At 63.8% G+C, this 26,251-nt stretch carries 20 protein-coding genes and 1 tRNA gene; 6 read left to right on the forward strand and 15 right to left on the reverse strand.

What is annotated here, in order from left to right; genetic code table 11:
• Positions 1-148 precede the first annotated feature (148 nt).
• Positions 149-222: transfer RNA gene (locus tag QPK29_RS10575), tRNA-Cys, on the forward strand.
• A 212-nt stretch (positions 223-434) separates the two neighbouring features.
• Positions 435-1,055 (forward strand): TIGR02466 family protein, encoded by a 621-nt coding sequence (locus tag QPK29_RS10580; RefSeq protein WP_371768218.1) that lies wholly within the window; start codon positions 435-437, stop codon positions 1,053-1,055.
• Positions 1,056-1,072: 17 nt separating this feature from the next.
• On the opposite strand, the gene QPK29_RS10585 is transcribed toward QPK29_RS10580, so the two are convergent.
• The 6 genes from QPK29_RS10585 to QPK29_RS10610 form a co-directional block, all read right to left on the reverse strand.
• A complete protein-coding gene (locus QPK29_RS10585) occupies positions 1,073-1,780 on the reverse strand; it encodes a DUF6445 family protein (protein ID WP_371768219.1) in 708 nt (235 codons plus the stop codon).
• 22 nt (positions 1,781-1,802) lie between these two features.
• The gene (locus tag QPK29_RS10590) at positions 1,803-3,320 is read right to left on the reverse strand and encodes a tryptophan halogenase family protein (protein ID WP_371768220.1); all 1,518 of its coding nucleotides are present in this window, start codon (positions 3,318-3,320) and stop codon (positions 1,803-1,805) included.
• Between the two features lie 13 nt (positions 3,321-3,333).
• The gene (locus QPK29_RS10595; RefSeq protein ID WP_229502101.1) at positions 3,334-4,326 is read right to left on the reverse strand and encodes a cupin-like domain-containing protein; all 993 of its coding nucleotides are present in this window, start codon (positions 4,324-4,326) and stop codon (positions 3,334-3,336) included.
• A gap of 4 nt (positions 4,327-4,330) precedes the next feature.
• Positions 4,331-5,023, reverse strand: a complete 693-nt coding sequence (locus QPK29_RS10600; protein WP_400189757.1) for a SapC family protein — start codon at positions 5,021-5,023, stop codon at positions 4,331-4,333.
• Between the two features lie 47 nt (positions 5,024-5,070).
• Positions 5,071-6,630, reverse strand: coding sequence for a tryptophan halogenase family protein (locus QPK29_RS10605; RefSeq protein WP_371768222.1), 1,560 nt, complete (start codon positions 6,628-6,630; stop codon positions 5,071-5,073).
• A 121-nt stretch (positions 6,631-6,751) separates the two neighbouring features.
• Positions 6,752-9,817, reverse strand: coding sequence for a TonB-dependent receptor (locus QPK29_RS10610; RefSeq protein ID WP_371768223.1), 3,066 nt, complete (start codon positions 9,815-9,817; stop codon positions 6,752-6,754).
• Positions 9,818-10,321: 504 nt separating this feature from the next.
• Between QPK29_RS10610 and QPK29_RS10615 the strand changes: the two genes are divergently transcribed.
• Positions 10,322-11,566, forward strand: a complete 1,245-nt coding sequence (locus tag QPK29_RS10615) for an ROK family protein (RefSeq protein ID WP_371768224.1) — start codon at positions 10,322-10,324, stop codon at positions 11,564-11,566.
• A 738-nt stretch (positions 11,567-12,304) separates the two neighbouring features.
• On the opposite strand, the gene QPK29_RS10620 is transcribed toward QPK29_RS10615, so the two are convergent.
• The 7 genes from QPK29_RS10620 to QPK29_RS10650 form a co-directional block, all read right to left on the reverse strand.
• Entirely contained in the window at positions 12,305-13,372 is a 1,068-nt protein-coding gene (locus tag QPK29_RS10620) for a porin (protein WP_371768225.1), read from the reverse strand.
• Between the two features lie 85 nt (positions 13,373-13,457).
• On the reverse strand, positions 13,458-14,345 hold the full coding sequence (locus QPK29_RS10625) for an alpha/beta fold hydrolase (RefSeq protein WP_371768226.1): 888 nt from the start codon (positions 14,343-14,345) through the stop codon (positions 13,458-13,460).
• A 31-nt stretch (positions 14,346-14,376) separates the two neighbouring features.
• Entirely contained in the window at positions 14,377-15,171 is a 795-nt protein-coding gene (locus QPK29_RS10630; protein ID WP_056137344.1) for a substrate-binding domain-containing protein, read from the reverse strand.
• A gap of 43 nt (positions 15,172-15,214) precedes the next feature.
• Positions 15,215-16,042: an amidohydrolase family protein gene (locus QPK29_RS10635; RefSeq protein ID WP_056137345.1), complete on the reverse strand. Its 828-nt coding sequence runs from the start codon at positions 16,040-16,042 to the stop codon at positions 15,215-15,217.
• On the reverse strand, positions 16,042-16,872 hold the full coding sequence (locus QPK29_RS10640) for an SDR family NAD(P)-dependent oxidoreductase (RefSeq protein WP_371768227.1): 831 nt from the start codon (positions 16,870-16,872) through the stop codon (positions 16,042-16,044). Before QPK29_RS10640 ends, QPK29_RS10635 begins: the two co-directional genes overlap by 1 nt.
• A 10-nt stretch (positions 16,873-16,882) precedes the next feature.
• Positions 16,883-17,443, reverse strand: a complete 561-nt coding sequence (locus tag QPK29_RS10645) for a carboxymuconolactone decarboxylase family protein (RefSeq protein ID WP_371768228.1) — start codon at positions 17,441-17,443, stop codon at positions 16,883-16,885.
• A gap of 15 nt (positions 17,444-17,458) precedes the next feature.
• On the reverse strand, positions 17,459-18,769 hold the full coding sequence (locus tag QPK29_RS10650; protein WP_371768229.1) for a cation:dicarboxylate symporter family transporter: 1,311 nt from the start codon (positions 18,767-18,769) through the stop codon (positions 17,459-17,461).
• A 138-nt stretch (positions 18,770-18,907) separates the two neighbouring features.
• On the opposite strand from QPK29_RS10650, the gene QPK29_RS10655 reads away from it, so the two are divergent.
• The 3 genes from QPK29_RS10655 (at position 18,908) to QPK29_RS10665 (ending at position 24,770) form a co-directional block, all read left to right on the forward strand.
• Positions 18,908-19,834: a LysR family transcriptional regulator gene (locus QPK29_RS10655; protein WP_056137354.1), complete on the forward strand. Its 927-nt coding sequence runs from the start codon at positions 18,908-18,910 to the stop codon at positions 19,832-19,834.
• 495 nt (positions 19,835-20,329) lie between these two features.
• Complete coding sequence (locus tag QPK29_RS10660; RefSeq protein ID WP_371768230.1) at positions 20,330-22,273, forward strand: PAS domain S-box protein; 1,944 nt, start codon at positions 20,330-20,332, stop codon at positions 22,271-22,273.
• A 100-nt stretch (positions 22,274-22,373) separates the two neighbouring features.
• Positions 22,374-24,770: a TonB-dependent receptor gene (locus QPK29_RS10665; RefSeq protein WP_371768231.1), complete on the forward strand. Its 2,397-nt coding sequence runs from the start codon at positions 22,374-22,376 to the stop codon at positions 24,768-24,770.
• Positions 24,771-25,059: 289 nt separating this feature from the next.
• Here the strand turns inward: QPK29_RS10665 and QPK29_RS10670 are convergent, their stop codons facing one another.
• Both QPK29_RS10670 and QPK29_RS10675 read right to left on the reverse strand, forming a co-directional pair.
• Positions 25,060-25,566 carry a hypothetical protein gene (locus QPK29_RS10670; RefSeq protein WP_056137357.1) on the reverse strand — a complete coding sequence of 169 codons (507 nt, stop codon included), beginning with the start codon at positions 25,564-25,566 and terminating at the stop codon, positions 25,060-25,062.
• 94 nt (positions 25,567-25,660) lie between these two features.
• A complete protein-coding gene (locus tag QPK29_RS10675) occupies positions 25,661-26,245 on the reverse strand; it encodes a TetR/AcrR family transcriptional regulator (protein ID WP_056137359.1) in 585 nt (194 codons plus the stop codon).
• Between the last annotated feature and the right edge of the window lie 6 nt (positions 26,246-26,251).

The raw sequence follows: 26,251 nt of genomic DNA on the forward strand, positions 1-26,251 counted from the left end.
CGGGAGTAGCTCAGTTGGTAGAGCGCAACCTTGCCAAGGTTGAGGTCGAGAGTTCGAGACTCTTCTCCCGCTCCAGTTACAGAGAAGCCAGCCTTCTCGTGTCGCTGCGACAGATAACCGGTCGCTGTGGCATAGTCAAGTCTCCTCCGGCGAGGTAGCAAAGCGGTTATGCAGCGGCCTGCAAAGCCGTCTAGACGGGTTCGACTCCCGTCCTCGCCTCCAGCATATCTGTAGATCAGCGCTTTCGCGCTGATCTAAGTCAGCGATGTAGCTTGTCCCTTCAAATCGACGGATTACGTTTGCGACACTACATACGGCTCGATCACACCGGTGCATTGGCGGACCTTCGACATTAATGCCATAATTTGGATCTCGACAATTCCAGTCCTCGGATTCGCTAGCGAGGGCGTAACCTGAGCAGGTCCATGAGTAACATGAAAGCGTCCATGCAGGTGTTGGAGTTATTTCCGACGCCGGTTTTCGTTGTGCAGACCCAAGGGGTAGACAACGAGGAACTGGCGCGCCAGATCTATGCCATTCGCGACGAGGAAGTCGCGGCCGGCATCGCCGACAAGACTGGCCTGTCCAACTATGGTGGCTTTCGTAGCTATGACCTGTTGCCGCTTCCGGGGTTTGCACAGCTCAAGCAACTGGTGCTGCGGGTGCTCAACGAATGCATGGTCAATGGCGCATGGTTTGCGGAACCGGAGGTCACGGAAGCGCAGTTCGGCGCGATGTGGGGGGTTATCAATGGCAAAGGGCACGCCAACAGCCCCCACAATCACCCGGGCAGTTGGATCAGCGGCGTGTATTACCCGCAGGTGCCGGCCGCGAAAGAACGTGCGGGTTCGCTCTGCTTCCGTGATCCGATCCTGGCGCGCACCTTTACCCGCAGCTTTTACCGCAATGTGCAGGCCGAGGCGGCATCCGTGGTGCCCGAAGTGGGCAAGCTGATCATGTTCCCAAGCTGGGTCGAACACCACGTCGGCCCCAACCTGACCGATGAGGATCGCATCGCCATCGCGTTTAACATCGACCACGCGAAAGCGCGCTAGCTTTTCGAAGCCGCGCTTCAGCAGGCGTTCAGGCGCACCCCGAAGAACGCGTTGACGGTCAGCCGTCCTTGTTCCGGATCGGCGCTGAGCAGCTCCGGATGGCGGATGTCGCCGCTGTGGTAGATCGTGCCATCATAGAACAACGCGCGGTTGAACGCCGCCGGGACGGTAGCCATCTTTTCAAAATACGTGTTGGTCTTGGTCGGATACGCGGGGGAGCTGTCGATCAAGGCCGAAAACGCGTCACGGTCCATGTGCTGCCCGCGGGCCATCATGGCCGACAATGTCGCGGTGTCGACCCGCGGTCGAAAAAAACTCGTGCCACCCAGCCGTTCATCCTTGAACAAATACAGGACCATGGCGAAATTGCCTTCGCCCGGCTGGAAGGGACCGCCATCGACATGCGGGATTCTCTGGAATGGCTCGAGATTTTCCGGCTTGCGCGTGACCATCGACATCCTGCACAAGGCGCTGCGGGTGCGCCGGGCGCCAAGCTGGCCCCGGATATATTGTGAAAAAAACGCTTCGAATGCCTGGTGCGCGGCTGGGGGCAGCCGCAGTTCCGGCCCGGGATAGTAGTGAGAATCTTCCGGCGAAAAATCCGCGCGCCGCGCGACGGCATGGGCGATGAATTGCATGGGATCGCGCAGGATATTGTCAACGACTACATAAGAACGGCCATCGCTCAGCGCGACTTTACTCATCGAGGGATTTGGGTTGAACATGGGCGGCTCTGAATTAAATGGATCAGCTCGGCCGCTCTGCGCGGCAGAACCGCTGGACGTAAGCCTGATGCGATGGCAACTGCTGGACCGTCCTTTCGATCTTCTGGCGAATCGAGCCCAGGAACTGCGACAGCTCGGCATCGCCCATCAGGTCGGCCGACTGGTGATGCTGCTCGGGCGTCAATCCCTGGCCCAGCATGACTTGCAGCCACGACGACTCGGTAAACAACTCACCCTCGGTGCGGAACACCCGTCCGGTTTCGCGGAACAGGTCGATGCGGTGTTGCAGCGATGCCGGCACTTCCATGTTCCTGGCAGCTTCCCAGTATGGGGTATCGGCGCGACTGGTCACCTTGTAATGCAGGATGATGAAATCGCGGATGTGGGCGATCTCCCTTTGCACTTGGGTGTTGAACTCGTCGATGTCGGAGCGGCAGATGCCGTCGGCCGGGAACATCTGCATCAAACGGATCAGATTACGCTGGATCAGGTGGATGCTGGTCGACTCGATCGGTTCCAGAAAGCCGCTCGACAGGCCGATGGCGACGACGTTGCCTTTCCACGATTGCTTGCGCTGGCCTGGCTTGAACTTGATCATGCGCGGCTGCGTCAGCGGCTCGCCTTGCAGATTGTCGAGCAAGATCTGCATGGCTTCCTCGCCGTCCATATACTTGCTGGAGAATACGTGGCCATTGCCAACCCGGTGCTGCAGCGGGATCCGCCACTGCCAGCCGGCGCCGTGCGCAATCGCGCGTGTCATCGGCACCGGTTCGCCCATCAATTCAGTCTGTACCGCGATGGCGGTGTCGTTAAACAGCCATTGCGACCAGTCGTCGTATTCCACCCCCATGGTCTGGCCCAGCAACAGCGAGCGAAAGCCGGTGCAGTCGATGAACAAATCGCCTTCGATCAAGGCGCCGTTTCCGAGCTTGAGCCCGGTCACGTGGCCGCTGGCGGCGTCAAGCATCACCTGGTCGATCTTGCCTTCCACCCGCTTGGCGCCGAAACCTTCGCTGTACTTGCGCAGGAACCTGGCGTACAAGGTCGCGTCGAGATGGTAAGCGTAATTCATGACGTCGTTCGGCAGATGCGCGAAGCGGCCAAGCTGGGCCGACTTCAATTCCAGGCAATAGTCGCCGAAGTCACTGGCCAGGCCGCGCTGGCGGCCCTTGTGCCAGAAATGCTGGAAGCCCGCAGTCCAGTGGTCGACGCCGGTCAAGCCGAACGAGTGGATATAGTCCTCGCCGGGCGCGCGCCAGTTCTCGAAGCTGATGCCCAGCTTGAAGGTCGCCTGGGTTGCCCGCATGACGTCGGCTTCGTTCAGTTCCAGCAACTGGTGAAACTGAATCAAGCTGGGTATGGTCGCCTCGCCGACCCCGACGGTACCGATCTCGTCGGATTCGACCAGCGTGATGTCCAGTGTCTTGCCCAAGATCCTGGAGATGACGGCAGCGGCCATCCAGCCGGCTGTGCCGCCGCCGGCGATGACGACGCGCCGCACGGGCTTCCTGCCGATATTTTCCGGATTGTTCTGTTGCATGGGGTGTCTCCTGCTACCGTTTTAGTTTCTGCATGATTGCGGCCCGCATGGACCGCGCCTTGTCGAGATCGAGCGGACCGAGGACCCCGCGCGCCGGTTCCGGGATATGCGCCGCTTCACTGCCGTCCGCTTCAAATATGTAGTGGCGGAACACCTCTTGCCATGCCAGTCGCTGGGGCGGCGGCAGTTCGCGCAGCGTCAGGATGGCATGCATCAGCGTATTGACCGGGGCATCCATATAGCCTGGCGACTGGCGCCACCAGTAGTTGATCAGGACGTTAAAACTGTCGAGCCCCTCGATATGGTGCCACCACATGCTGGGCATGAAGATGGCGTCGCCCGGCAGCAATTCGGCCACCTGCGCATGCGCCATGGCCTCGGCAAACCTGGGGAATTTCACCAGGTCCGGCCGATGAAAATCGACCAGGCTGATGGGCTGATTGGCCGGCGCAAAATCGAGCGGCCCGATGTACAGGTTGCTCAACTGCTCGGGCGGGAACAAGGTGAAGCGGCGACGCCCGGCGGCCACACAGGCCAGGTTATCGGGCAGATCCTGGTGCGCGGGAATGCGCGAACGGTTGCCAGTCCACACGCTGACGAGCGGATCGCGATCGCCCAGGTCGAGATCGTTTTCGTCCCGGAAGCCTGGCAGGCAGGTGTCCACTGTCGTCGAGCCGACATAAAAAGTTGGCGCACACGGGTCATCGAGGTGTTCGAGCACTTGATCGAGGATCGCGTCGAGCCTGGCGTTGACGGCGTCGAAGTTAAATCCGCTGATGTCGTCGTTATAAAAATAGCGCCCCGCGATCTCGGGCGGACCGATCAGTGCACGGACCACCTCGCCCCGGTAGAAGCGGCGCAGATAGGCGATGCCCTCGCGCTGCGAGCGCAGGCTGGCCTTGACCAGCGGCCAGCTTGCGACCAGGCCGCGCAGCACCAGCGGCTCGGTCGCAGTGAGAATGGCGTCAGTCAGCGCGGAAGGTAGCGCGCCGCTGATCTCGCGCATCGGTTTAGCCATCGACCGCAACGCGCTGGTTTTTGCGCTCGATGAGCTCGCGCAGCTGGACGAGCGATGCACCCATCTGATGGGCAGCCATCAGGTAGCCGTGCCGATGCAGGTGCGCAAGCGCCGCACCGTCGAGCGCGGCGAGCTTTTCCTCGTTGATCGTCGAAAAACCAAGCAGCTGGTTGTGCGAGCCGTTGTTCAATTCGATGTCGAGCGTGAGCGGCTCGATCAGGTCATGGTCGAGCAGCGCAGCGACAAAGCCGGCGTTGCTCTGCAGCCCCTCGTGCAAGGCCAGCAGCAGGCTGTTGACTTGTTCCAGAAGCTCACTCTGGCCGCCGTATTCGAGAAACAGCGGATAGCCGATGGCCGTGCTCACTTTTGGATGATCGAGGTCGACATGCACCAGCAGGCCGTCGCCGGACAGTCCCATCGAGAAGGGCTGGCGCGCCACGGCCATCGGCACGTACAGCGCATCCCAGGCATCGGCGCCGGCAAACAAGTTTTCGCCCTCGACAAAACCGAACAGCGCCACCGGCTCGTAGCGCTGTTCGTTGCCGGTCTCGCGGAACACGATCGGATAGTGGGCCAGCACATTGCGAAACTCGGCCGGGAAGGTCGGGCAGATCGTCTCGCCGTCACCGAACCGGGTGCCGCGGCCAAGAATGATTTTCAGGTCTTTGTGTTCGACGTTGTTCAACAAAACACGGTGGGTCATTGCTTGCCTCTTCATTCAAATGTCATTGACTACCTGGTCGGCATGCCGTGATGCACGATATGCCCGATCAGTTCGCGGTTGCCGGGCAGCCCCGCCAGCATCTTGCGGGTCATTGCGGCCGCCTGGCGGAAGTAGCCGTCGGCCAGATCGGCGTGCTCGCAGTGGCGGATCCGCCGGTCCACTTCTGGCACCAGGCCCATGCCGTACATCACGTATTGATAACTGGCGGCGGGAAACAGCTCTTCGATCCGGTGCAGGTCGTAGCGCGACGGCGGCTGCGTGCGCCAGAGCGCGAGCGACTCGTTCAGGCGCGCGGGGATGGATTCCGGCGCCCGGTGATCGCGCCAGTACTGGCTGGCGTTGCGCTGGCTGAGCACATAATGCAGCTTGAGAAAATCGATTACCCGTTCCCAGCGGTAGGTGAAGGCATCGTTGAAGCGTTTGGCGACGATGTCCATCACGGCGCGGTTGGCCGGCATGCCGTCGCTGAGCATGGTGGCGGACAACTCCACCATCGCCAATGCCGACGCCTCGAGCGGCTCGATGAACCCGGCCGATTGGCCGATCGCCACGCAGTTGCGGTGCCAGAAATGGTCGCGGTAGCCGGGCTCGAAGCCGAGCTTGCGCGGCGCGGTGAGCATGGGTGCGCCACCGCCGCTGCGTTCGACGTAGGCCAGCAAGGCCTGCTCGGCCTGCGCGTCGCTGGTGTGGGCGCTCGAATACACATGGCCGATGCCGCGCCTGGTCGGCAAGCCGATATCCCAGATCCAGCCGGCTTCCTGCGCCGTCGACCTGGTCTGCGATGCGATCGGACTGGTCGGCTCCGGATAGCCCAGCTGGACCACGCAAGCGCGGTCATTGAACAGGATATGCTGTTGCGGCAGCAGGGGTACGCCATAATGCTTGCCCAGCAATAGCGCTTGCGAGCCGCTGCAATCGATGAACAGATCGCCCTCGATGGCGCCGCTCAGCTTGGTCTGCACCGAGGCGATGTCGCCGTCATCGTGCGCATGGACGGCCACCACATGGTCCGGCACGTGGACCACGCCGAGTTTCCCGGTGCAGTGGCGCCGCAAGAACTGACCGAACCTGGCGGCGTCGAGGTGGTAGCCATAGTTGGCCACGGCGGCGAACTCCGGCGTCGTCGCCTGCTTGGGCGCCCTGCCGGCGCGGCACAGGTGCGGCTGGACGCTGACCAGATCGGCAAACGGCACGGCGCCGTGCTGGCGCTGCCAGCTCGCGGCCAGATGGGTCTCGCCATAGCCGTAGGGGAGTTCGAACGGGTGGTAATAAGCGTCGTCATCGCTGCCGTCGACCCAGCCGACAAACAGCGAACCCTGTTTGAACGAGGCGTCGCAGGCGCGGAAGAAATCGTTCTCGGAAACGCCAATGCGGTGCAAGGTCTCACGCATGCCGGGCCAGGTTCCCTCGCCGACACCCACCGGCGCCACCTCGGGCGATTCGATCAGGGTCACCTTCAGGGCCGGGCCGGCACTGGTCTGATGCGCTGCCGCGACCAGCGCGGCGGTCAGCCAGCCGGCCGAGCCGCCACCGACAATCACGACCTGTTCCAGGGGTTGACTACGCACGCGAATCTTCCATCGTAGTAAGTAGTTATAGCGATTCAGTGTAGCAAGAAAAAAGCAGGCCATGGTCGTCACCACGGCCTGCTTCAGGACCTGCTCACATACCAGGTGCTGACGTCAGCAATCAGAACGTGTAACGAGCGCCAACCATGTAACGTGGGCCGGTCTGGGTTGCGTTCAGGAAGTGGCTCTTGGTGCGGCCGTACTGACGTTGCGTCGAATTGGTCAGATTGATCCCTTCGAACAGCACGTTCAGGTTCTTGGTCAAGGCGTAGCCCACGCTCAGGTCGGTCTGGCCATACGCCTTGGTGTACACCGGATCCAGGTGGCCGCCGCCGTCGGTCTTCGAGGCCAGGAACGAGTCGCGCCAGTTGTAGGCAAGCCGTACCGTCCAACCGAAGTTTTCATAAATACCCACCAGGTTGGCCGAATTGCTCAGACCCAGGATTGCGAACTGATCGGTGGTTTGGTCGTTCTTGTATTTCAACGGCGAGGTCACGTAGGTGTAGTTCGCCTGAACGCCAAAGCCCGTCTCGCCGAACATATGCTGAACGGCCAATTCTGCGCCATGCAAGCTGGCCGGTTGCGAGTTCACGTAGCTGGACGTCCTGAACTGCATCAGCGGATCGCTCGGGATGCCCGTGATCACACCCGTGGCATTGCCAACGGAGTTTACACCGGTCTTCGTGACGCCAGGCTGGCCGTTGTAGTTGTTGAGAATGTAGTTACGGATGCAGTTGGTGTCCGCAACGGTGCAACCACTCGCCAGGGCGGATTTATAGTACCCGCCGCCGATGGGGGTATGGATGCCGTACTGGTTTTCCAGGACCTGGCTCTGGGCAGTGTAGTCAGTCAACTTCTTGTTGAACAGACCCAGCGAGGCGACGCTGTGCTGGGTGAAGTACCATTCGAAAGACAAGTCCAGGTTCTTCGACTTCACCGGTTTCAGGCTCGGATTACCCGTCGCAGCAGTGCCACCCAGATAGTAGTCGGAACCGGTGCCGATGTTCAGGCCGCCCTGCAGCTCGTTATAACGGGCGCGGCTGATGGTGACGCCGGCGCCGGCGCGCACCTTGAAGTTCGAGGTCACGTCGAAGTCGGCATTCACGTTTGGCAACACGTTGCTGTAGGAGCCATGCGTGGTCGAGTAGGCGGTACCGGCAAAGGTCAGCGGCAGCTCATTCTGCGAAATCCAGGTCACGCCCGTCGCCGGGAGCACCTGGGCCACCGAAGTGACCTTGGTTTTTTCAAAGTGCAGGCCGACCGAGGTATGGACCGGAATGGCCAGCTCCCAGTCCTGACTCAAGGCCACGTAGGCCGTCGTCGTTTTTTCCTCCAGACGCTGGTCGCTGTCGGTCGTGGCGAAATTCGGCAGGAAGCTTGCCTGCGTTTTCAGGCCGTCGTTACTGACATAGCCAGGCTTGGTCGCGGCGGCAGCGGTTGCCGCGCGCAGCGCGCCGAAGTCGGCCGTGTAGAAGTCCCTGAACATGCCGGCCGCGCCGTCGCCACCGAACTGGTCGAAGTAGCTGGCGGTGTCACTCTTCTGGAACAGGCTGGCGGGATAGTCGTTCTTGCTCGTCAAGCCCGACCATCCGTTGTTCTGCACGAGCGATGAGGTCGAGCGGTTTTTCACGTCGGTATAGCCTACACCGAAGTTCAGGTTCGACGCGTCGGCCACTTTCCACTCGCCGCTCAACTGCAACTGCTTGACGGTCGACTTGACGTAGGTGTTGGTGAACTGCGAACCGGTTGCCTGGATCGGCTCGGCGGCCACGTTGGCGCCGTCAATGCCCAGGATCGGCAGCTCGTGGGTGAAGTCGATCGAGGTTCGGCCGCGGCTGAAGCTGGCGTTGCTCAGCTGGTTGCTGCTGCCCCATGGGCTGTCGGCTTTCGATTCGGCGCTCGACGAATGGGCGTCGAGCGTGAACCTCAGGCCGGACCGCGGTTTCCAGACAGTGTTGAAGCCGACCGAATTCAGGGTGTTCTTGGTGGCATAGTCGGCGGAGATGACCGAGATATCCTGCGGCGCGTTGTACACTTCCGAGTAAGTCAACGGCGCCTGGTTGCTGCCACCCGGCCAGGAGCTGGTCGAGGTTGGGGTCTGGGCAAACCAGACGCTCATCTCGGCACGGCGGGTGTGCAGCTTGTTCTGCGCGAAGGTGTAGTCGAGGGTTGCGGTCAGTTCTTTGACCGGACGGAATTGCAGCACGGCCTGGCCATTGACACGCTCGCGCTCGAGACCGTTGACCTGGTAACCAAAGTTTTGTGGGCGCTCATACAGATCGTTCGGACCTGGACGGTTCGTTACGCTGCCGACGGGCGCACCGGGCTGCGGCAAGGTCGAGCCGTCAATCACATCCGAACCTTTGTAGGGGCCGATCCAGCCATTGGCGATCTGGGCACGATTCAAGCCCGAGTCGCGCTTCGAGTAGCTGGCGTTGCCGCCAAAGCCCCACATGCCATCTTTGGTGACGGTGCTGAAGATACCGGAAACTTCAGGCGTAACGCGCTTACCCTTCAGCAAGTCGGGCAGGTTCTGGCTCGACTGGTCCACCACGCCCTTGACGCCAACGCTCGCCACGGTGCCCTTTTGGTCGAAAGGACGCGCGGTCATGATGTTGACCGTGGCGCCGATGCCGCCGGACGGATCCTGGGCGCGGCTGGTCTTGTAGACCTGCAGCTGCGAAATGGCATCCGACGCCAGGTTGTCGAAGGAGAACGAGCGGCCGTTCGCGTCGTTCAGGTCAGCCGTCGGCATTTGACGGCCATTCAACAGCACCAGGTTGAAGTCGGGGCCCATGCCGCGCACCGTGATCTTCTGGCCTTCGCCATTTTGACGGTCGATAGACACGCCGGTGATGCGCTGCAGCGACTCGGCCAGGTTCGTGTCCGGGAATTTACCGATGTCTTCAGCGACGATACCGTCGACGATACCATCGGAGTTCTTCTTCAGGTTCAGCGTCGACTGCATACTGGCCCGGATACCGGTCACCACGACGGTATTCGTCGCGACGCCCTGCGCGGGCGTGGACCCCGTCTGGTCGGTCGGCGCGGCGATGCCGTTGGCGGCGCCCGTATCCTGCGCATGGGCCGGCGCAACCAGGCCGGCACAGGCGCTCGCAACGGCGAGGCTGATCAGGCGATGCCTGGTGTTCAGGTGATGGGAAAAAACCCTCTTGGTGTGTTGCACTGTGTCTCCTCTCGTCTCTCGAAAAAACGCCGGACCCGACGGGCGGCGGCGTCCGTGCTGGTGGTGCTACAACCTGGCGGCCCGCATCGGGTCATTGCCGGCGGGTCTGTTGTCCGCTGCAGCGGCTGCGGCAGCCGTCGCTTTGTTGCCTCATTTATCATTGATAGCGGACATCATTTCCCGTAGATTAATGACACTAAATATTTTGGTCAATCGATCAAACCAAACGTTTGCCCCAACAATGAGCGTCGGTGCACCGCGGCGGGACTCAGTTTTGATTGTGAAAGCAGGGATTACGTAACATACGTACATTGATGTCGGTACGTGCGCGAGAAATCGATTTCATAATTAAATCAATCACTTCATCCAATACGATGAGGATGACCGGGCCGTGAGCCTTCGCGTTGCGAGACGGGAAAGATGTTGCAAATATGCAGTTTGCATGATCAACAATTTTTTCCAACCCGTTGCATAATCATCACAACCACTTGATTTTCTTACCCCATGCAAGTTACCGGTGACCAGCAACTCCTCAAACAACTGAACCGCATGGCCGTCGTACGCCAGGTGAGCACCCAGCCCGGGCTGTCGCGCGCGGCGCTGGCCGACGTGCTGGGCCTGACCAAGGCCGGCATCAGCCTGCTCGTGCGCGCACTGGTCGACGAAGGCTGGCTCACCGAAAGCGAGCTGCTCGTGACGGGCGAAGTCGGCCGGCGTGCCACGCCGTTGCATCTCGATCCGTCGCGCCTGGCCCTGCTCGGCGCCGAACTGGGCGTGGACGAAGCCCGCGTCGTCGCGACGAACCTGCTGGGCGAAGTCCTCGACACGCGCATCCTCACGTACGAGGATTCGGGCGACCCCACGTCGTGCATCCGGCTCGCCGCGCTCGCGCTCGCGAAGCTGGCGAAACGGCTCGGGCGCCCCGTTCTCGGCGTGGGCATCGGCCTGCACGGCGCCGTCGACGAGGCGCTGGGCCTGCTGCACCACGCGCCCCACCTCGGCTGGCGTGACGTGGACGTGGCCGGGATCGTCCAGGCCCACGCCAAGGGCTCGCCGCTGGACGGCCTGCCGCTGTACGTGCAGAACGAGGCGAACGTCGCCGCGCTGGGCGAGTTCGAATTCGCCGACCAGGCCAGCACCGATCCCTTGATTTATCTGTCAATCGGCTATGGCGTGGGCGCCGGCGTGATCGTCAACGACCGCCTGCTGACCGGCCTGCACGGCTTTGCCGGCGAAGCGGGCCACGCGATCCTGCAGGCCGGCGGGCCGCTGTGCTCGTGTGGCAGGCGCGGCTGCGCCGATGCCCTGATCGGCCTCGGCGCGCTGCTAGGCGCCGAACTGCCCAGCCATCCCGCGCTGGACCGGCTGTTCCGCCGCGTAGTCGACGGCGACCCGGCCACCTGCGCCGCAGTGGACGCAGCCGGCCGCCAGCTCGGCGTCCTGCTCAACAACCTCTGGGCCAGCTTCGACCCGATGGCGATCGTCATCGGCGGACCGGCAGTGCGGCTGGGCGACACGCTGATCGGGCCGGCACGGCGGGTGCTGGGCGAGTACGCGGATGCCGCGATGCTGACCGCGCCGGAAATCCGCACTTCGCGCTTCGGTGCGGACGTGGTCGCGGTAGGCGGCGCGGCGCTGGCGCGCCACCGGCTCACACGCCCGCTCGACCTGCAGAGCATGGCGCGGCGGGCCGACAAAACGGGGCGCCAGGCGCGGGCGACGAATGGCGAACTGGGCCTGGCGCGCTAGATTAGGAAGGCCGATGCCTCCGCAATTAAATACGGCTGTGCTGCGGGTACGCGGAACGATGATCAAGATGCTCGACCGGGCGGCAGCTTGCCCATCGCTGAGCCGCTTGGCCCCTAACTCCGTTCGCCGGCCGAACTCATGATGTGACAGACTGGACCAGTCGCGGTGGAGCTTAGAATCGTGCTGAACGAGATGGCAGAGGTCGGCTCTCTAAGACTACAGACACTGATCGAGGTAGGGATTAGGTATGGATGCCTTGCCGGGACCTTACGTTTTACCGGCGCGATCCGATCGTCCCTGCTCTGGTCTAGAGTAATAGCTTTTAGGAATCAACGGGTTAGCTCTGCACCGCACTTTGCACCACATGAGTTCGTCGCATTCGAGGTGCAGAGTGCCGTCTACCATCGACTTTTACTTGACATCCCCAGGCGTGGCTTCGGCCTGCGCTTCGTTCGCGACTTGCTTGGCAAGCTACATGGCGGCTTTAACTGCAAGCGTCTACGATCCCTGCTTCGACACCGCCAACGCGATATTCACGCAGCAATTACGGCTCGACCCAAAACGGCCCGCAAAGCCGTCTGGACGGGTTCGACTCCCGTCCTCGCCTCCAGCATTCTGTCAGATCAGCGCATTGGCGCTGATCTACGTCACCAGTGAACTTCGCTCGTTTACGCATCGCAGCCTTCAGGCATGCGTACGTCGGTCATCGATGTGCCACTTCAGCTCCGATAGCCCATATCAGAACGTGTGACGTACTCCAGTCTCTACCTCACGTCCGCTGAAGCCGTTTCTTGCCGAGTTCAGGCGCACACCGCCACCGTTCTTCGTATAGCCGGACGCCGCATAGAGAAATGTCCGTTTGCTGAGCGGGTAGGTGTAGTCCAGAGCGTACTGGTCGGAGACCCCGTTGCGGAACTCCCGGATGTCGTTGCGATTCCACGATGCGCACATCGTGCCGCGCCCGGCGCCGACGGTCACCCCGGTCATGTAGCTGCGCATCGCCAGCGCGCCGCCATTGCCGATGCGCGTATCGCCATAAATGCCGTGGAACTTGACCGGCCTGAGATCGTAGACGGCGCCGACGACCGCGCTTTTCACGTTGACGTTCGCGGATCCCAGATGTGCTGGGCCGACCAGGGCACCCAGCGGCGTCGATGCCGCGCCGAGGTCGACGCCGTCGGCATGCTGGTACGCCGCGCGTACATTCCACGCGCCCGCCACGTACGATACCGAAGCGAAGTCGCTGCTGTTGCTGGCGAAGCTCCCAGCCTTTTCGCCGAACGCGTGGCCGGCGTCGAACCCGATGCCGTTGTGCAGTCGGATGCTGTACGTGACCGCATTGTCTGCCCGGGACAGTGGATCGGCTTTTCCGAGGCCGTAGGCGAACACCCGTTGCGCGTTGCCGGTGCCGTTGATGACGAACGGATCGACCGTGAACAGCACGTCGTAGACCGCGGTCGTCTGCCTGCCGAAGCGGATCGATCCGAATCCGCCGTTCAGCCCGACCCACGATTGCCTGCCGAAGAGACGGTTGCCGTAGCCCAGTGTGCCGTCGTCGGCGTTGAAGCCGCTTTCCAGTTGGAAGCTGGCCGAAAGTCCGCCGCCCAGCTCCTCGGTGCCGCGAAAGCCGAAGCGCGACGCCCGTTGCTGCCCCGATCCAACTGAAGGCGTGTTGGCGTTCGACGTAGCGGCGTTTCCGTAACGTAGACCGACGTCGACGATCCCGTACAGCGTGACATTGCTTTGCGCGGACGACGTGCCGCCCACCAGGACGAGCAGTCCCGATGCGATGATCTGCTTTTTCATTTGGTATTGACCGAACAGGTAAAGGAGTGCCGTTCGCCCGGCTTGCACGCCGGGCGATCCGATGCCGCATGCGAGCGGGTAGCGTTTATTTGTTTGCGAAGACCCGGTGCGCGAACGCGGCGATCGCGTCGGCCATGGCTTGCGGCTGTTCGGGCGCCAGCGCATGGCCGGCATTCGGAATGACGACGACGGTGACCCGGTCGCCCAGCATGTTCTTCAGGACCTGGGAAAAGCGCCGCGGCGCCACGGCGTCGTTTTCGGCCTGGAGGTCGAGGATGGGGGCCGTGCCGGCCGCGAAGTAATCGTCGACCGGCGTCGTGTTGCGCGCGTGCGATTCGGCCTCGTGCGTTTCCGAGTGCCAGCCGGTCAGCCACACGCGCGGGTCGTGACCGGGCGCGAAGAAGGCCTTGCGCAAGTATTCGATGCGCTGGGCTTCCGGCAGCTTCATGTCGGAGGGGCCGTCGATGGCCTTGCGCATCTCCGGGCCGATCGGTTTTTCGTTGGACCCGGGCGGCACCTTGCCGGCCGACGCGGCCGCGACGACGACGCCGCGCACGAGGTCGGGCCGGTCGGCCGCCAGCTGGCGCGCCGCGAAGTTGCCCCAGGCATGGCCGACCACCACGACCGGTCCCTTGTTCTCGTGCTCGATCACGGCGGCGACGTCCTTCGCGAAATCGTGCACGCTGAGATTCTCCATCGGACCTTTGCTGAGTCCGATCCCGCGCGGTTCGGGACGCAGCACGCGGAACCCGTCCGCCACCAGTCGCTCGGCGACCTGGTCGTAGTCCCGCACCGAGCGACCGAGCGACGGCAGCATCACGATGACGGGGCCTTGTCCCTGGCGCATCACGTCGATCTGCACGTTGCCGTACTTGACGAGTTGATGATCCGCCGTGCCGGCGGTGCCGGCGAACGCGCATGCCGACAAGGTTGCGGCGAGGACGAATGCGTAGTTGAGCTTGCGAAGTTTCATGTGAGTCTCCTGTCTGTCGTGGTTATTCGTTTTATTTCGCGCCGATCGGGTCGAGTCCCGTCTTCACGAACGTCGCTGCGGCCTCCGGCGTCTTCAGGTAGGCGAGGAAGGCTTCGGCGGCCTTGCGCTCCCTGGCGTCCTTGCCGATCGCCGCGGCGATGACGCTGACCTTTTGCACGGCTTCCGGGAGCGGACCGACGTACTGGATGCCGGGAATGGCGCGCAGCTCGCTGATCTGCTGCAGGCCGAGGTCGGCGTCGCCGCGTTCGATGGCCGTGCCGACCAGTTCGCGTCCGTGGATGGGTACGCTTTTCGCCTTCATCGCGTCGGCAATGCCGAGCTCGGGGAACAGGGTGCCGACGATGTACTTGCCGCTCGCGCCCTCGGAAAACGCGACCGACTTCGCCGCGAGCAGCGTGGCGCGCAGGCTGTCGACCGACGCAATGTCCGGCCGGGGCAGGCCCGCGCGTACGGCGACGCCGACGCGCGACTCGGCCAGGTCGACGGCGGTCGCGGGCAGCAGCTTGCCTTGCTTGATTTGATCGGCCATCGCCGCCTTGATCATGAAGCACGCGTCCATCGCTTCGCCGGCCTGGATGCGCATGGGCAGCGCATCGGGCGAGCTACCGTAGGACGGGCCCCACGACACCACCAGATGGTGGCCGGACTTCTTCTCGAAGTCGGGGCCGAGTTGCCTGAACGCCGCCGACAGCGCGCCCGTGGCGAGGACATGGATGTCGGCGGCCTGCGCCGTGGTCGACAACAATCCCGAACAGCCGAGGGCAAGCAGGGCTGTCGCACAAGCACGGTTACTTGATTTGTTCATTCCATCGTCTCCTTGTCGCTATTTGATTGATGCAATCGTGTGGTCAGAAATACAGCCGCTTCGGGTTATCCACCAGTACGGCCTGTGCGGTCGCCGCGTCGCCGCAGACCTCTACCAGGAAGTCGAGCAGCTGGCCGTCGTCGGGCACGGGGCCCTGGATGTTCGGGTGCGGCCAGTCCGTGCCCCAGATCGCGCGCTGCCGCGCGGCGGCGAGCAGGCGTCGGGCGAGCGGCAGCGCGGCGGGCCACGGCGCCGGCGCGCCCTGCATCGCGCGGTCGACGCCGGACAGCTTGAGCCACCGCTGCGGATGCGCAAGATGGCGTTCCAGCCGCTTCAGGGCGGGCTCGTCCCATTCGCGCGTCGCATCCTGGCGCGCCATGTGGTCGATCACGAGCGGCATGTCGAGGTCGCGCCAGGCGTCGAGGACCGGCAGGACTTGCGCCAGCTGTCCGTGCAGCAGCGCATGCCAGCCCAGGGGGCGCACCCGTTCGGCGACGCTGCGCAACCGGTCGAGGTCGCGTTCGCCGGGCAGGTGTCCCATGAAATTGAAGCGCACGCCGCGCACCCCGCCGTCGTGCAGCGAGCGCAGGTCGGCGTCATCCATGGTCTCGTCGATGAGCGCCACGCCGCGGTAGCGTCCATCCGTCGCCGCGAGCGCCGCCAGCAGCGCGCTGTGGTCCGACTGGTAGCAGGCCGCCTGCACCAGCACGCCGTGGCCGATCCCGAGCCGTTCGTGCATCGCCAGCAGCTCGGTCATGGGCGCCGCTGCCGGCCGGTACGCGGCCGTGGCGGGCAGGGGAAACGCGTCCCACGGTCCGTAGATATGGGTGTGGCAGTCCCACGGGCCGCCGGTGAGCGCGAGCCGGACCATCAGTCGCACCTTGCGGTCATGCCGCCATCGACGATGATTTCGGTGCCGGTGATAAATTGCGCTTCGTCGGACGCGAGGAACAGCGCCGCGTTGGCGGTATCCCGGCCGTCGCCCATGAAGCCGAGGGGGATGCGCGCGAGCCGGCTGTCCAGCAGCTTGTCGACGTCGCCGCCGCTGCGCTGGCCGGCCAGGCGGACTTCGACCATCGGCGTATGCAACTGGCCCGGCACGACCGTGTTCACGCGGATGCCTTTTTTTGCATACTCGACGGCGACGACCTTGCCCAGCTGGATCACGCCGGCCTTGCACGCGGCATACGCAACCTGCGCGGAGCCGGTCCAGCGGATCCCGGAAGTCGACGCCGTGTTGACGATGGCGCCGCGGCCCTGCGCTTCCATCACCGGCAGCACGTGCTTGCAGGTCAGGAATACGCTCTTCAGGTTGAAGGCGACCTGCGCATCCCATTTGTCTTCGGACAGCGCGACCGGACCGCCGGCCGCCGAGCCGCCCACGTTGTTGACCAGGATGTCGACGCGGCCGTATTCGGCCTGGCACGCGGCGACCATGGCCTCGACGGCGGCGCTGTCGGTGACGTCGCACGTGTGCGCCGTGATCGTGCCGCCGGCTTCACGGACGCGCCGGATCGTCTCCTCCATCGCTTCCATACTCTTGTCGACGGCGAAGATCTTTGCGCCCGCCTGGGCGAACAGCACGGCGACGGCGCGGCCGTTGCCCCAGCCCGGGCCGACGCAGCCGGCACCGGTGACGATGGCGACCTTGTTGTTCAGGCGTCCCGGCGCCGTGGACGGGTGTGCGGTTGAAGTTTCCATGCTGCTTTCCTTAATTCGTGGAGGTAGGGAGTTCCGGTGCAACGCCGGCGGGCGGCGGCACCTCGAAGACCTTGATCGTCATCGAGATCAGCGTGTAGTAGCCGGCCACGCCGACCAGGTCCACCAGGGCGTCGCGGCCGATTTCGCGTTCGAGGTCGGCATACAGCGCGTCGTCGATGGCGCGGCGTTCATGGAGCTGCTGCATGAACGCGTGGATCAAGGCTTCGTCACGCTTCGTGAAGGCCGGCGCGCGGCCGTCGCGGATCGCATCGAGCACCTCCAACGACAGGCCGGCTTCCAGCGCGAACGGCTTGTGCGCGGCCCACTCGTATTCGGCGAGCCAGTGGCGGCCCATCAGCATGATGGCGAGTTCGGACAGGCGCGGCGGCAGGCTGCTGTCGTAGCGGCAGTAGCGGCCCAGCGCCTGGGCGCGGTCGGCAAGCTGCGGGCGGTGCAGCCACACCGCGAGCGGGCCGCGGACGCCCTTGCGCGGGCCGCTGGCGATGGCGTCGTGGACGGCGCGCTGCGCGGCGTCGAGACGCTCGGGATCGATAGGCGAAATGCGTGGCATGGTGGTTCCTTGGTGTCAGATGTTCGATTGGGCCGGCTGGGATTGCGCCGCGGCCTTGTCCGGCTGCAGGCGGGTGCGGCGCGCACGCGTTCCCGTCTCGCGGGCAAACGCATCCGCATCGAAGCCGTTCTCCCAGCGCGAGATGGCGAAGACCGCGATCGTGTTGCCGACGACGTTGACGAGGGCGGTGGCGGTCGCCATCACGCGGTCGATGCCGAACAGCAGGCCGAGGCCGCCGAGCGGCAGCGTGCGTACGGATTGCAGGGTCGCCGCGAGTTTCACGAACGCGCCGCCGGCCACCGTGGTGCCGCCCTTCGAGGTCAGGCTCAGGATGGCGAGCAGGCCCAGCTGCTGCCAGAGCGAGAACGGCGTGTCCGTCGCCTGGGCGATGAAGCCGATCGCGATCGCCATGTAGATGGACGTGCCGTCCAGGTTGAAGCTGTAGCCGGCCGGCAGGACAAAGCCGACGACGACCTCGTCGCAACCGGCGCGCTGCAGTTTTTCGAGCAGGCGCGGGAAGGCGACTTCGCTGGACGCGGTGCCGAAGATCAGCAGGATCTCGTCGCGGATCAGTTTCAGCACGCCGAAGAACGGCAGGCCGATCATCCAGCTGATCGAGCTCAGCACGCCGAACACGAACACCAGCGATGCACCGTAGTAGACGACGATGACTTTCAACAGGTACACGAGCGTCATGCCGCCGTAGCTGCCGATCGCGGCCGCCATGGCGCCGAACGCCCCCAGCGGCGCCAGCTTCATGATGAACGCCAGCATCTTGAACAGGACGGCCTGCGCTTCGTCGATGCCGCGCAAGAGGGTAGAGTCGGCGCCGACCGAGACGTTCAGGGCCAGTCCGGCGAGGATAGAAATGATGAGGACCTGCACGATGTCGCCCTTGGCGAATGCGTCCACGAGCGTGTGCGGAATCAGGCCCAGCAGGTAGTTGACCGCGGAGATCTGGCCGGCGCCGGCCGTCGCCTTCAGGGCGTCGGCGCTTTCGACCATGTTCGTCGCATGCAGTCCCGCGCCGGGTTCGAAGACGTTCACGAACACGAAACCGATGATCATCGCGACCGTGCTGACGACTTCGAAGTAGACCAGGGATTTCAATCCCAGCCGTCCCAGCTTGCGCATGTCCTTGACGTGGGCGAGGCCCTGGACCAGGGTGCAGAAGATAATCGGTGCCAGCATCATCTTCAACAGTGCGATGAAGCCCTGGCCCAGCGGTTTCATCGCCATGGCGGTGGCGGGCGCCAAAAGACCGAGCACGACGGCGCACGCCAGCCCGATCAATACCTGCACATGCAGTTTCTTCAGTTGTTTCATCACGTCTCCTAAGGTCGCCGATGGCGGCTTGTTTTGAGTGGCTTGCTATTTGTATGAAGCATAGGTCCATGTAAAAACTTTGACAAAGACCGTATGAATATATGATCCTATGCTTCTTCGGCATGGCTGGCGTTGGATATGGATATACGAGAACTCAGGAGCTTCATTCACGTGGCGCGGTCGGGGAGCTTCAGCCGTGCGGCGTCCGAGCTCTACATTGCCCAGCCTGCGTTGAGCCGGCAGATCGCCAAGCTGGAAGGCGAAATCGGCGTACCGTTGCTGATCCGCCATGGCCGCGGCGTGCGCCTGACCGCCGCCGGTGCCAGGCTGCTGGAACGGGCCGAGATGATCACGCACATGGTGAACGAGACCGGCGAGCAGGTCCGTGCCAGCGCGGACGAGGAGGGTGGGCATCTCGCAGTGGGGCTGCCGCCGACGATCGGGGCACTGATCGGGGCCGACCTGATCAAGGACTTCCGCGCCCGCTGGCCGCGCGTGACGTTGCACCTGCGCGAAGGGCTCAGCAGTTCATTGCAGGAGTGGGTGCTCGACAAGCGGGTCGACCTGGCGGTCGTGTACAACCAGCCGCTTCTCGATGCGTTCAATGTCCGTCCATTGTTCAGCGAGCCCATGATATTGATCGGTCCGGCTGGCGACGCGGGACGAAAGCCCAGTTACCACATCCGGGATCTCGCGGACATACCTCTCATTCTCCCTGGGCTACCCCACAGCAATCGCCGCCTTGTGGAGCAGGCCGCGATCCAGCATGGCGTGCGGCTGCGGGTCGAGATCGAAGTCGACAGCGTGGCCCTGACCAAGCAGTTGGTGAAGGCGGGAGTGGGCTATTCGATCCTGACGCAAGTCGCGATCAAGGACGAGGTGGCGCGGGGCGATGTCGTCGCCCACGCCATCGAACGCCCTTCGATCCGGTCGACCGTGGCCATTACGACGCTGCGCGAGAACCGGCCATCCAGGCTGGTCGAGGCATGGTCGACGATGCTGCAGGAGAAGCTGCAATCGCTCATTGCGAGCGAGGCCTGGAGGAATGACGTCATTTGGGCGTAGGCGGTAGTGGCGTCAGGGCGCCCACGTGCTAAACCGTGCGCCATGGAAATTATCAAGCCGGGCACTAGCGACTCGCTCTCCCAGTCGATGCGAGCGGCAGGTTCGCCCCTGCGGTCACGTAACAAAGCGCCTTTTGCAAGGTGGATGCCTGCGCGCCTGCGGGACGTGGCTTGCTGGCGATCCGCCAGTCGTGTGCCGGTTCGAACGGGAAGCGTGGAATAGTGTGGATCAACTCCGCCACGGGTGTGGAAACGGCACTCGACGTGGTGGGCAATACGTCAGAATTCATCATGTCGAGCGGCCGGACTGGTATGGCGTCGGCGTGAACGGGCGCAAGCTGGAGTTCGTATTCGGCACGCTCGAAGGGCAATGACGGCGTTCATCGGCGGCCCGTCCTCGGATGGCCGCGTGAGAAGTCTTTCGAGCTCGACCGTGCTTGTCTGGTAAAGTGCCGGGCACGAGCGTTGAGACTCGGTCCACATAGCGAGTTGCCGTATGCCAGCAGCCTCTCTTCCTCCCGACGAATCGGAGCGCCAGGAACTGCTCGAGTTCCTCGACATCCTGGATACCGCCCCGGAACCGGTCTTCGACCAGGTGACCCGCCTGGCGACGCGCCTCCTTGGTGTGCCCATTGCCGTGTTTTCGCTGGTCGACAAGGACCGCCAATGGTTCAAGTCGCGCGTTGGACTGGACGTTCAGCAGACATCCCGCGAGGTCGCCTTCTGCGCGCACGCCATCCTGCAGAGCGCCCCGCTGGTCGTTCCCGATGCCACCGCCGATCCGCGGTTCGAGGGCAACGCCCTCGTGCACGGCGACCCGAACATCCGGTTTTACGCCGGCATTCCGATCCGCAGCGCAGGCGGTCATGCGCTGGGGACATTGTGCGCCATGGACTCGAGGCCGCGCCAGTTGTCCGCCGACGACCTGCAGGCGTTGCGGGACCTTGCCGACATCGTGACCAAAGAAATCCAGCACCGCGAGGCACTGGCGGTCGCGCGAGAAAGCGTCGAGCGGTCCGGCGTCGCGATCGCGCATAGCGAGGCAAGGTTCCGGTCCGTCTTCGACCTTGCCAGCATCGGCATGGCGATGGTGGCACCGGATGGCGGCTGGCTGAGCGTCAACGAGGCGTTGTGCCGGATCGTCGGCTACGCGCCCGAGGAACTGTACCGGACGACCTTCCGCGACATTACCTATCCGCAGGACCTGGACACGGATCTCGCGTTGCTGCGGCAACTCGAAGCCGGCACGATCGACCAATACCAACTGGAGAAACGCTACGTCAGGAAGGATGGCAGCCCTGTCTGGATCAACCTGAACGTCACGAAGAAAGCAGGACCGGATGGCGCACCGCTGTACTACGTCGCGGCCGTCAAGGATATCCAGGCGCAGAAAGAGACCGAAGCGAAGTTGCAGGCGCTGCACGCCGATCTGGAAACGCGTGTCGCGACCCGCACCCGGGAATTGAACGACGCGGTGGCCATGCTGGAGAGTGCCATGGCCCACCAGCGGCAAGCGGAGCAATTACTCAAGGACCGCGAAGCCGAGCTGCGCAGCGTGATCGAGAACGCCAACGATGCCTACATCGGCCTGGACCGGGACGGCATCGTGCGCGAGTGGAACCGGCAGGCCGAGACGACCTTCGGATGGAATGCCGGGGAAGCGATCGGGCGGCCGCTGGACGCGTTGGTCATTCCGGCCGAGATGGGCGCGATGCATCGGCGCGGCATGGCGCGTTATCTGACCACGGGCGCGGGGTCGGCCCTGAACCAGCGCCTCGAACTCCCCGCCGTATGCAAGGATGGTTCGCGGCTCACGGTCGAAGTGCGGATCACGGCGCTGGAAGTGAACGGTACGACGATCTTCAGCGCCTTCCTGCACGACATCACGGCACGCAAGGCCCGCGAGGCCCAGCGGGAGTACGACTCCCGCCACGACGCGTTGACCGGCCTCCTGAACCGGCGCGCCCTGACCGAAAACCTTCCCATCGCACAGGCGCGCTCGCGACGCACTGGCAGGATGCTGGGCGTACTGTTCATCGACCTGGACGGATTCAAGGCCGTCAACGACACCCACGGCCATGAGGCGGGCGACAAGCTGCTGTGCGAGATTGCCGCGCGCCTGCAGGACACGGTGCGCAAGACCGACAGCGTTTTTCGCCTGGCGGGCGACGAATTCACGGTGCTCCTGGAAGACATGACGGATACGTATCCGGACGCGCATGCGGTGGCGCACAAGCTCGTCGAGCGGATCTCGGCCCCGATCGACCTGTGCGGGCAGGGCGCGACCGTCGGCGCGAGTATCGGTATCGCCATCTTCGCGCCTGAAAGCAACATGTCGGGGGCCGATCTCGTCAAGGAAGCCGACTATTGGATGTATGAAGCGAAGAAGGCCGGGCGAGGGCGGGTCCTGCCAGAGAAAAACATGCAGCAAAGCGCTTGATGGGTCTTGCCAAGGTGTGCCGTTGTGATCAGGATAGCGCATTGATCGAATGTTTCACGGGGCAATAATGAAATCGAGTCAGCGGAAGTTGCGTCGGGGGATGAACCGGCATGCCGTCAGGCTTGCACTGACCACGGCCGTCGCGGCAGCGGGCGTGCCGGACGCCTGTCGCGCGCAGGATGTCATGCCGGTGGTCACGGTCACCGCGCAGAGCCGCAGCCAGGACATCCAGAACGTGCCGATCGCCGTGCAGACGCTGGCCGGGAGCGCGCTCAGGGATGTCGGCGTGGTCAACCTGGCCGGCATGGACGCGTTCGTCCCCGGCCTGTCGGTCGAGCCGCTGCAATCCACCCGTCCGATCATTTTCCTGCGTGGCGTCGGCACCGAGGACTACGGCATCGGCACGGACTCGCCGGTCGGCATCTTCACCGACTCCGTGTATGCCGGCAAGACCGGCGGATCGCTGCTGAACTTCAATGACGTCAAGCGGATCGAAGTGCTGAAAGGTCCGCAAGGCACGCTGTTCGGACGCAATGCGGCTGCCGGCGTCATCTCCATTGTCACCAACGATCCCGTCGAGCGGACCGAAGCGGGTGGACTGGTCCGGGTCGGCACGCGTGGGGCGGTCCATACCGAGCTGCTCTACAACACCCCGCTGGCCGAGGGGCTGGCACTGCGCATCTCTGCGGTCGACCAGCGCGACAATGGATGGGTCCGCAACACTTTCAATGGCCAGCGCATGGGCGACGATGGCGAGCGGGGCCTGCGCGCCACCGTGCGCTGGCGGCGCGACGACACCGATGCCATTCTCGGCTGGGAACATGGGGTGATGCGTGTGTCCGGCCCGCCGGTGTTTTCCCTCACGGGCGGGAAAATCGACTTTGGCGGGCCCGCAACATGGGTCGATCCGCGCAGGCAGCCGCTGGCCAACGACGCCGAGCCCGATGCGCAGGCGCGCACCTTCGACGGCCTCACGCTGCGTGTGACGACACCGCTGCGCCATGCGACACTCAGCAGCATCACCGCCTACCGCCACTTCAACACGCAGAACTGGCAGGACAACGACGGGTCGGTGAATCCGGCGGCGTATATCGGCATCGGCAACGTCGAATCGAACTCGACCTGGCAGCAGGAATTCAAGCTGAGCGGACAGAACGGCGCGCTCGACTGGGTTGGCGGCGTCAGTGCCTATCGCGAGCGCGCCACCCAGGCGCAGCACGTGGACTTGACGACGCTGTCGCTGGACACGCTGATTCGCCATGCCGCCGGCAGCGCGCCCTATGCCACGCTGACCGGCCTGGCCCAGGGCATCGGCCGTGCCACCGGCAACGCGGCGCTGCAAGGGCTGAGCCTCGCCGGTTTGCCGTGGCGCGAGAGCATCCACGACAAGGGTGAATACCGCGCGTACGCCGTGTATGGCGACCTGCTCTGGCATGTGAGCCCGGTCACCAACCTGACGGTCGGCGGCCGCTTCACGCACGACGACAAGCGCTTCAGCTGGTATAACCCGCCGCGTATCGCCAGCGAGCTCGACGCTCGTCTCGCCGTGATGCAGCAAGCACAGCTTTTTCCGACCGCGGTCGCCCTGAAACTGCTGACCCCGCAACAGGCGGCATCGCTGCAGGCCGTGGTGGCACGCAACGTCGAGTTCAACAACACCGTATCGAGCACCAGCCCGTTCCCGGCATCGAGGAGCTGGAACAACTTCAGCCCGCGCATCGTGCTGGACCGCCACCTGACGCGGGACCACATGGTGTACGGCTCGTGGAGCAAGGGCTATCTGGCCGGCGGTTTCGATGCCCTCGGCGTGAATGGCTATTACGACGAGGAGCTGGTGACGAATACCGAGATCGGCATCAAGGGGCGGGTGCGTGCGCTGGGCCTGTCCTACGAAGCGTCGATCTTCCATTACGACTACACCAACCTGCAAAGCCTGACCCTGGTGGCGGCCAATGCCGGCGCCGGCGTGCCCAGCTACCAGGTCGTCAACAGCGACCAGCGCGCGACGGGCGCCGAGCTGAGCGCGCAGTGGACGCTCAACCGGATCTGGCGCCTGAACGGCGCGCTGGCCTACCTCGACCAGACCTATGCGCACTACGTGTCGCCGTCCGGTGTCCGGCTGGACGGCCAGCCGCCCGGCGCGCCGCGCCTGAGCGCCAGTGCCGGCGCCACCGCGCGCTGGCCGCTGTGGAACGGGACGGCTGACTTCAACGTGATGCTCGGCTACATCGGTGAACGGCGCTGCAATGCCGACACGCGGGCGCAGGGAACGTGCAACCCCGACGGCAGCGTCGATACAGGAGCGGCGCGCGAGAAAGTCGACGTGCGCCTCGGCTGGACGGCGCCTTCGGGCAACTGGGGCGTGGGCGCGGTCGTGACGAACCTCACCAACCGGCAAACTATCGCGATCAGCACGCTCGGTGCGGTCGTCGGCTCGCCTTACAGCTATGTGAGCAAGCCGCGTGCGATCGCGCTCGAACTGCGTGGACGGCTGTAAGCAGGCTCAACCTCACCCCAGCTCGCGCCACAGTAGCAGCAGGACCGGTCCGTAAAACAGCACGGCAGTTAGTGCAATCAGGCACATGCCCAACAGTACGGACCGGTTGATTCTCCAAAGGGGTATCGGTGGGTTGTTCGCGGACGAGTTCATGATGGTCTCCTGGGCAACAGCTGGTCGCGCTTTGTTTTGCCGGGTAACCAGCAATGTCCATGCCAAGGAAAAAATATGCTTTGGTTTCAATGGCTTGGCATAGCGCCGCCGCCAGACTCATCCTGGACTGTAAAAATTACCGAAGTGTTGCTGGCTTTCCATGCCGCTGGCGCAGGCGCAACATCTGGTAACCGGTGCCGAGCAAGAACAGCACGAACACGCAGGCCAGCGCCAGCTTGACGGGCGGCGAGTCCGGGCCATGCCCGATCGGATGGCCGACAGGGAGACGGCTCAGCGTCTCGTTCGTCCCCGGCACCAGCAGCAGCAGGAAGCTGAACGACATCAGCCCGACCTGCAGGTACCCGGCTGCACGGCCCAGGAAGGCGATGCGGGGCGCGGCCGTGGCGCACGCCATCACCAGCAAGGTCAGCAGGCCGAGCGCATGCCCCGGATTGAACCCGCCCGTGCTCGACAGGCCGAAGGCGGTGACGACGGACAGGATCATTCCCACCCAGTAAATCCTGCCCAGGCCGCTGGCTGGATCGATGCGGCCTTGGCGAACGAAAGCGAGCAGGCCCGCGACGATGGGGATCAGGCTCAATACCGTGTGAATGGCGCCGACGTTCGAGAGGGGATGAGGCATGCTAAAACTCCTTTAATGAAATCCGACCTACTAGTTGGTAGATGATGATGGCAAAAAATGGGCCCGGCGCACCGGACCCGGACATACGGTACGATCAGGCTCCGGCCGACAGGCGCGCCAGTTGCGGGTCCATGATGGTCCCGAAGATGGTGGTATCGCCATAGGCGCGCGCCGACAACATGGCGCCGTGCACGGTCGCCATGAAGGCTTCCGCTTCCACGCGCGGCGTGTCGGTCAGGGCCACGACGCCGAGCGCGGCGCCGCGCTCGAGGACAGCCGTGAGCCAGCCCGACAGGAAGCGGAAATATGCACGGATCTCGAGCGCGATCTCTTCCGGCAATACCGGTAATTCGTTGGCCAGCAGGGCGCATACGCAAAACGGCGCGCTCGCGTCGCCGATACAGGTTTTCCAGTAGCCGATGTAGGCGCGCAGTTGATCGAGCGGTCCCGGCACGGCGCGCTCGAGATTGGCGATGCCTTCTTCGGCGGCTTCCCGGTACCGGATGACGAGGGTTTTCACCAGGTCGAGTTTGCTCGGGAAGTGGTGGTGGATGCTCGGCTTGCGGATGCCCACGACCTCGGCAATGTCTGCATAGCTGAATCCGTTGTAACCGCCGGCGACGATCAGGGAACGTGCGCAGGCCAGGATATCGTCGGCAGTGGAGAGCGATTTGTTCATGACAGT

The sequence above is a fragment of the Massilia orientalis genome, assembly GCF_030411975.2.
Lineage (GTDB): Bacteria > Pseudomonadota > Gammaproteobacteria > Burkholderiales > Burkholderiaceae_D > Telluria > Telluria orientalis.

Bases quoted from the DNA above. Each gene is read 5' to 3' on its own strand.
- QPK29_RS10635 (WP_056137345.1), bottom strand. From the start codon at position 16,042: ATGGTCCGGCTCGCGCTCACCGGCGGCCCGTGGGACTGCCACACCCAT.
- QPK29_RS10595 (WP_229502101.1), bottom strand. From the start codon at position 4,326: ATGCGCGAGATCAGCGGCGCGCTACCTTCCGCGCTGACTGACGCCATT.
- QPK29_RS10645 (WP_371768228.1), bottom strand. From the start codon at position 17,443: ATGCCACGCATTTCGCCTATCGATCCCGAGCGTCTCGACGCCGCGCAG.
- QPK29_RS10665 (WP_371768231.1), top strand. From the start codon at position 22,374: ATGAACCGGCATGCCGTCAGGCTTGCACTGACCACGGCCGTCGCGGCA.
- QPK29_RS10625 (WP_371768226.1), bottom strand. From the start codon at position 14,345: ATGAAACTTCGCAAGCTCAACTACGCATTCGTCCTCGCCGCAACCTTG.
- QPK29_RS10670 (WP_056137357.1), bottom strand. From the start codon at position 25,566: ATGCCTCATCCCCTCTCGAACGTCGGCGCCATTCACACGGTATTGAGC.
- QPK29_RS10620 (WP_371768225.1), bottom strand. From the start codon at position 13,372: ATGAAAAAGCAGATCATCGCATCGGGACTGCTCGTCCTGGTGGGCGGC.
- QPK29_RS10655 (WP_056137354.1), top strand. From the start codon at position 18,908: ATGGATATACGAGAACTCAGGAGCTTCATTCACGTGGCGCGGTCGGGG.
- QPK29_RS10650 (WP_371768229.1), bottom strand. From the start codon at position 18,769: ATGAAACAACTGAAGAAACTGCATGTGCAGGTATTGATCGGGCTGGCG.
- QPK29_RS10585 (WP_371768219.1), bottom strand. From the start codon at position 1,780: ATGTTCAACCCAAATCCCTCGATGAGTAAAGTCGCGCTGAGCGATGGC.
- QPK29_RS10580 (WP_371768218.1), top strand. From the start codon at position 435: ATGAAAGCGTCCATGCAGGTGTTGGAGTTATTTCCGACGCCGGTTTTC.
- QPK29_RS10615 (WP_371768224.1), top strand. From the start codon at position 10,322: ATGCAAGTTACCGGTGACCAGCAACTCCTCAAACAACTGAACCGCATG.
- QPK29_RS10675 (WP_056137359.1), bottom strand. From the start codon at position 26,245: ATGAACAAATCGCTCTCCACTGCCGACGATATCCTGGCCTGCGCACGT.
- QPK29_RS10630 (WP_056137344.1), bottom strand. From the start codon at position 15,171: ATGAACAAATCAAGTAACCGTGCTTGTGCGACAGCCCTGCTTGCCCTC.
- QPK29_RS10660 (WP_371768230.1), top strand. From the start codon at position 20,330: ATGCCAGCAGCCTCTCTTCCTCCCGACGAATCGGAGCGCCAGGAACTG.
- QPK29_RS10590 (WP_371768220.1), bottom strand. From the start codon at position 3,320: ATGCAACAGAACAATCCGGAAAATATCGGCAGGAAGCCCGTGCGGCGC.
- QPK29_RS10640 (WP_371768227.1), bottom strand. From the start codon at position 16,872: ATGGAAACTTCAACCGCACACCCGTCCACGGCGCCGGGACGCCTGAAC.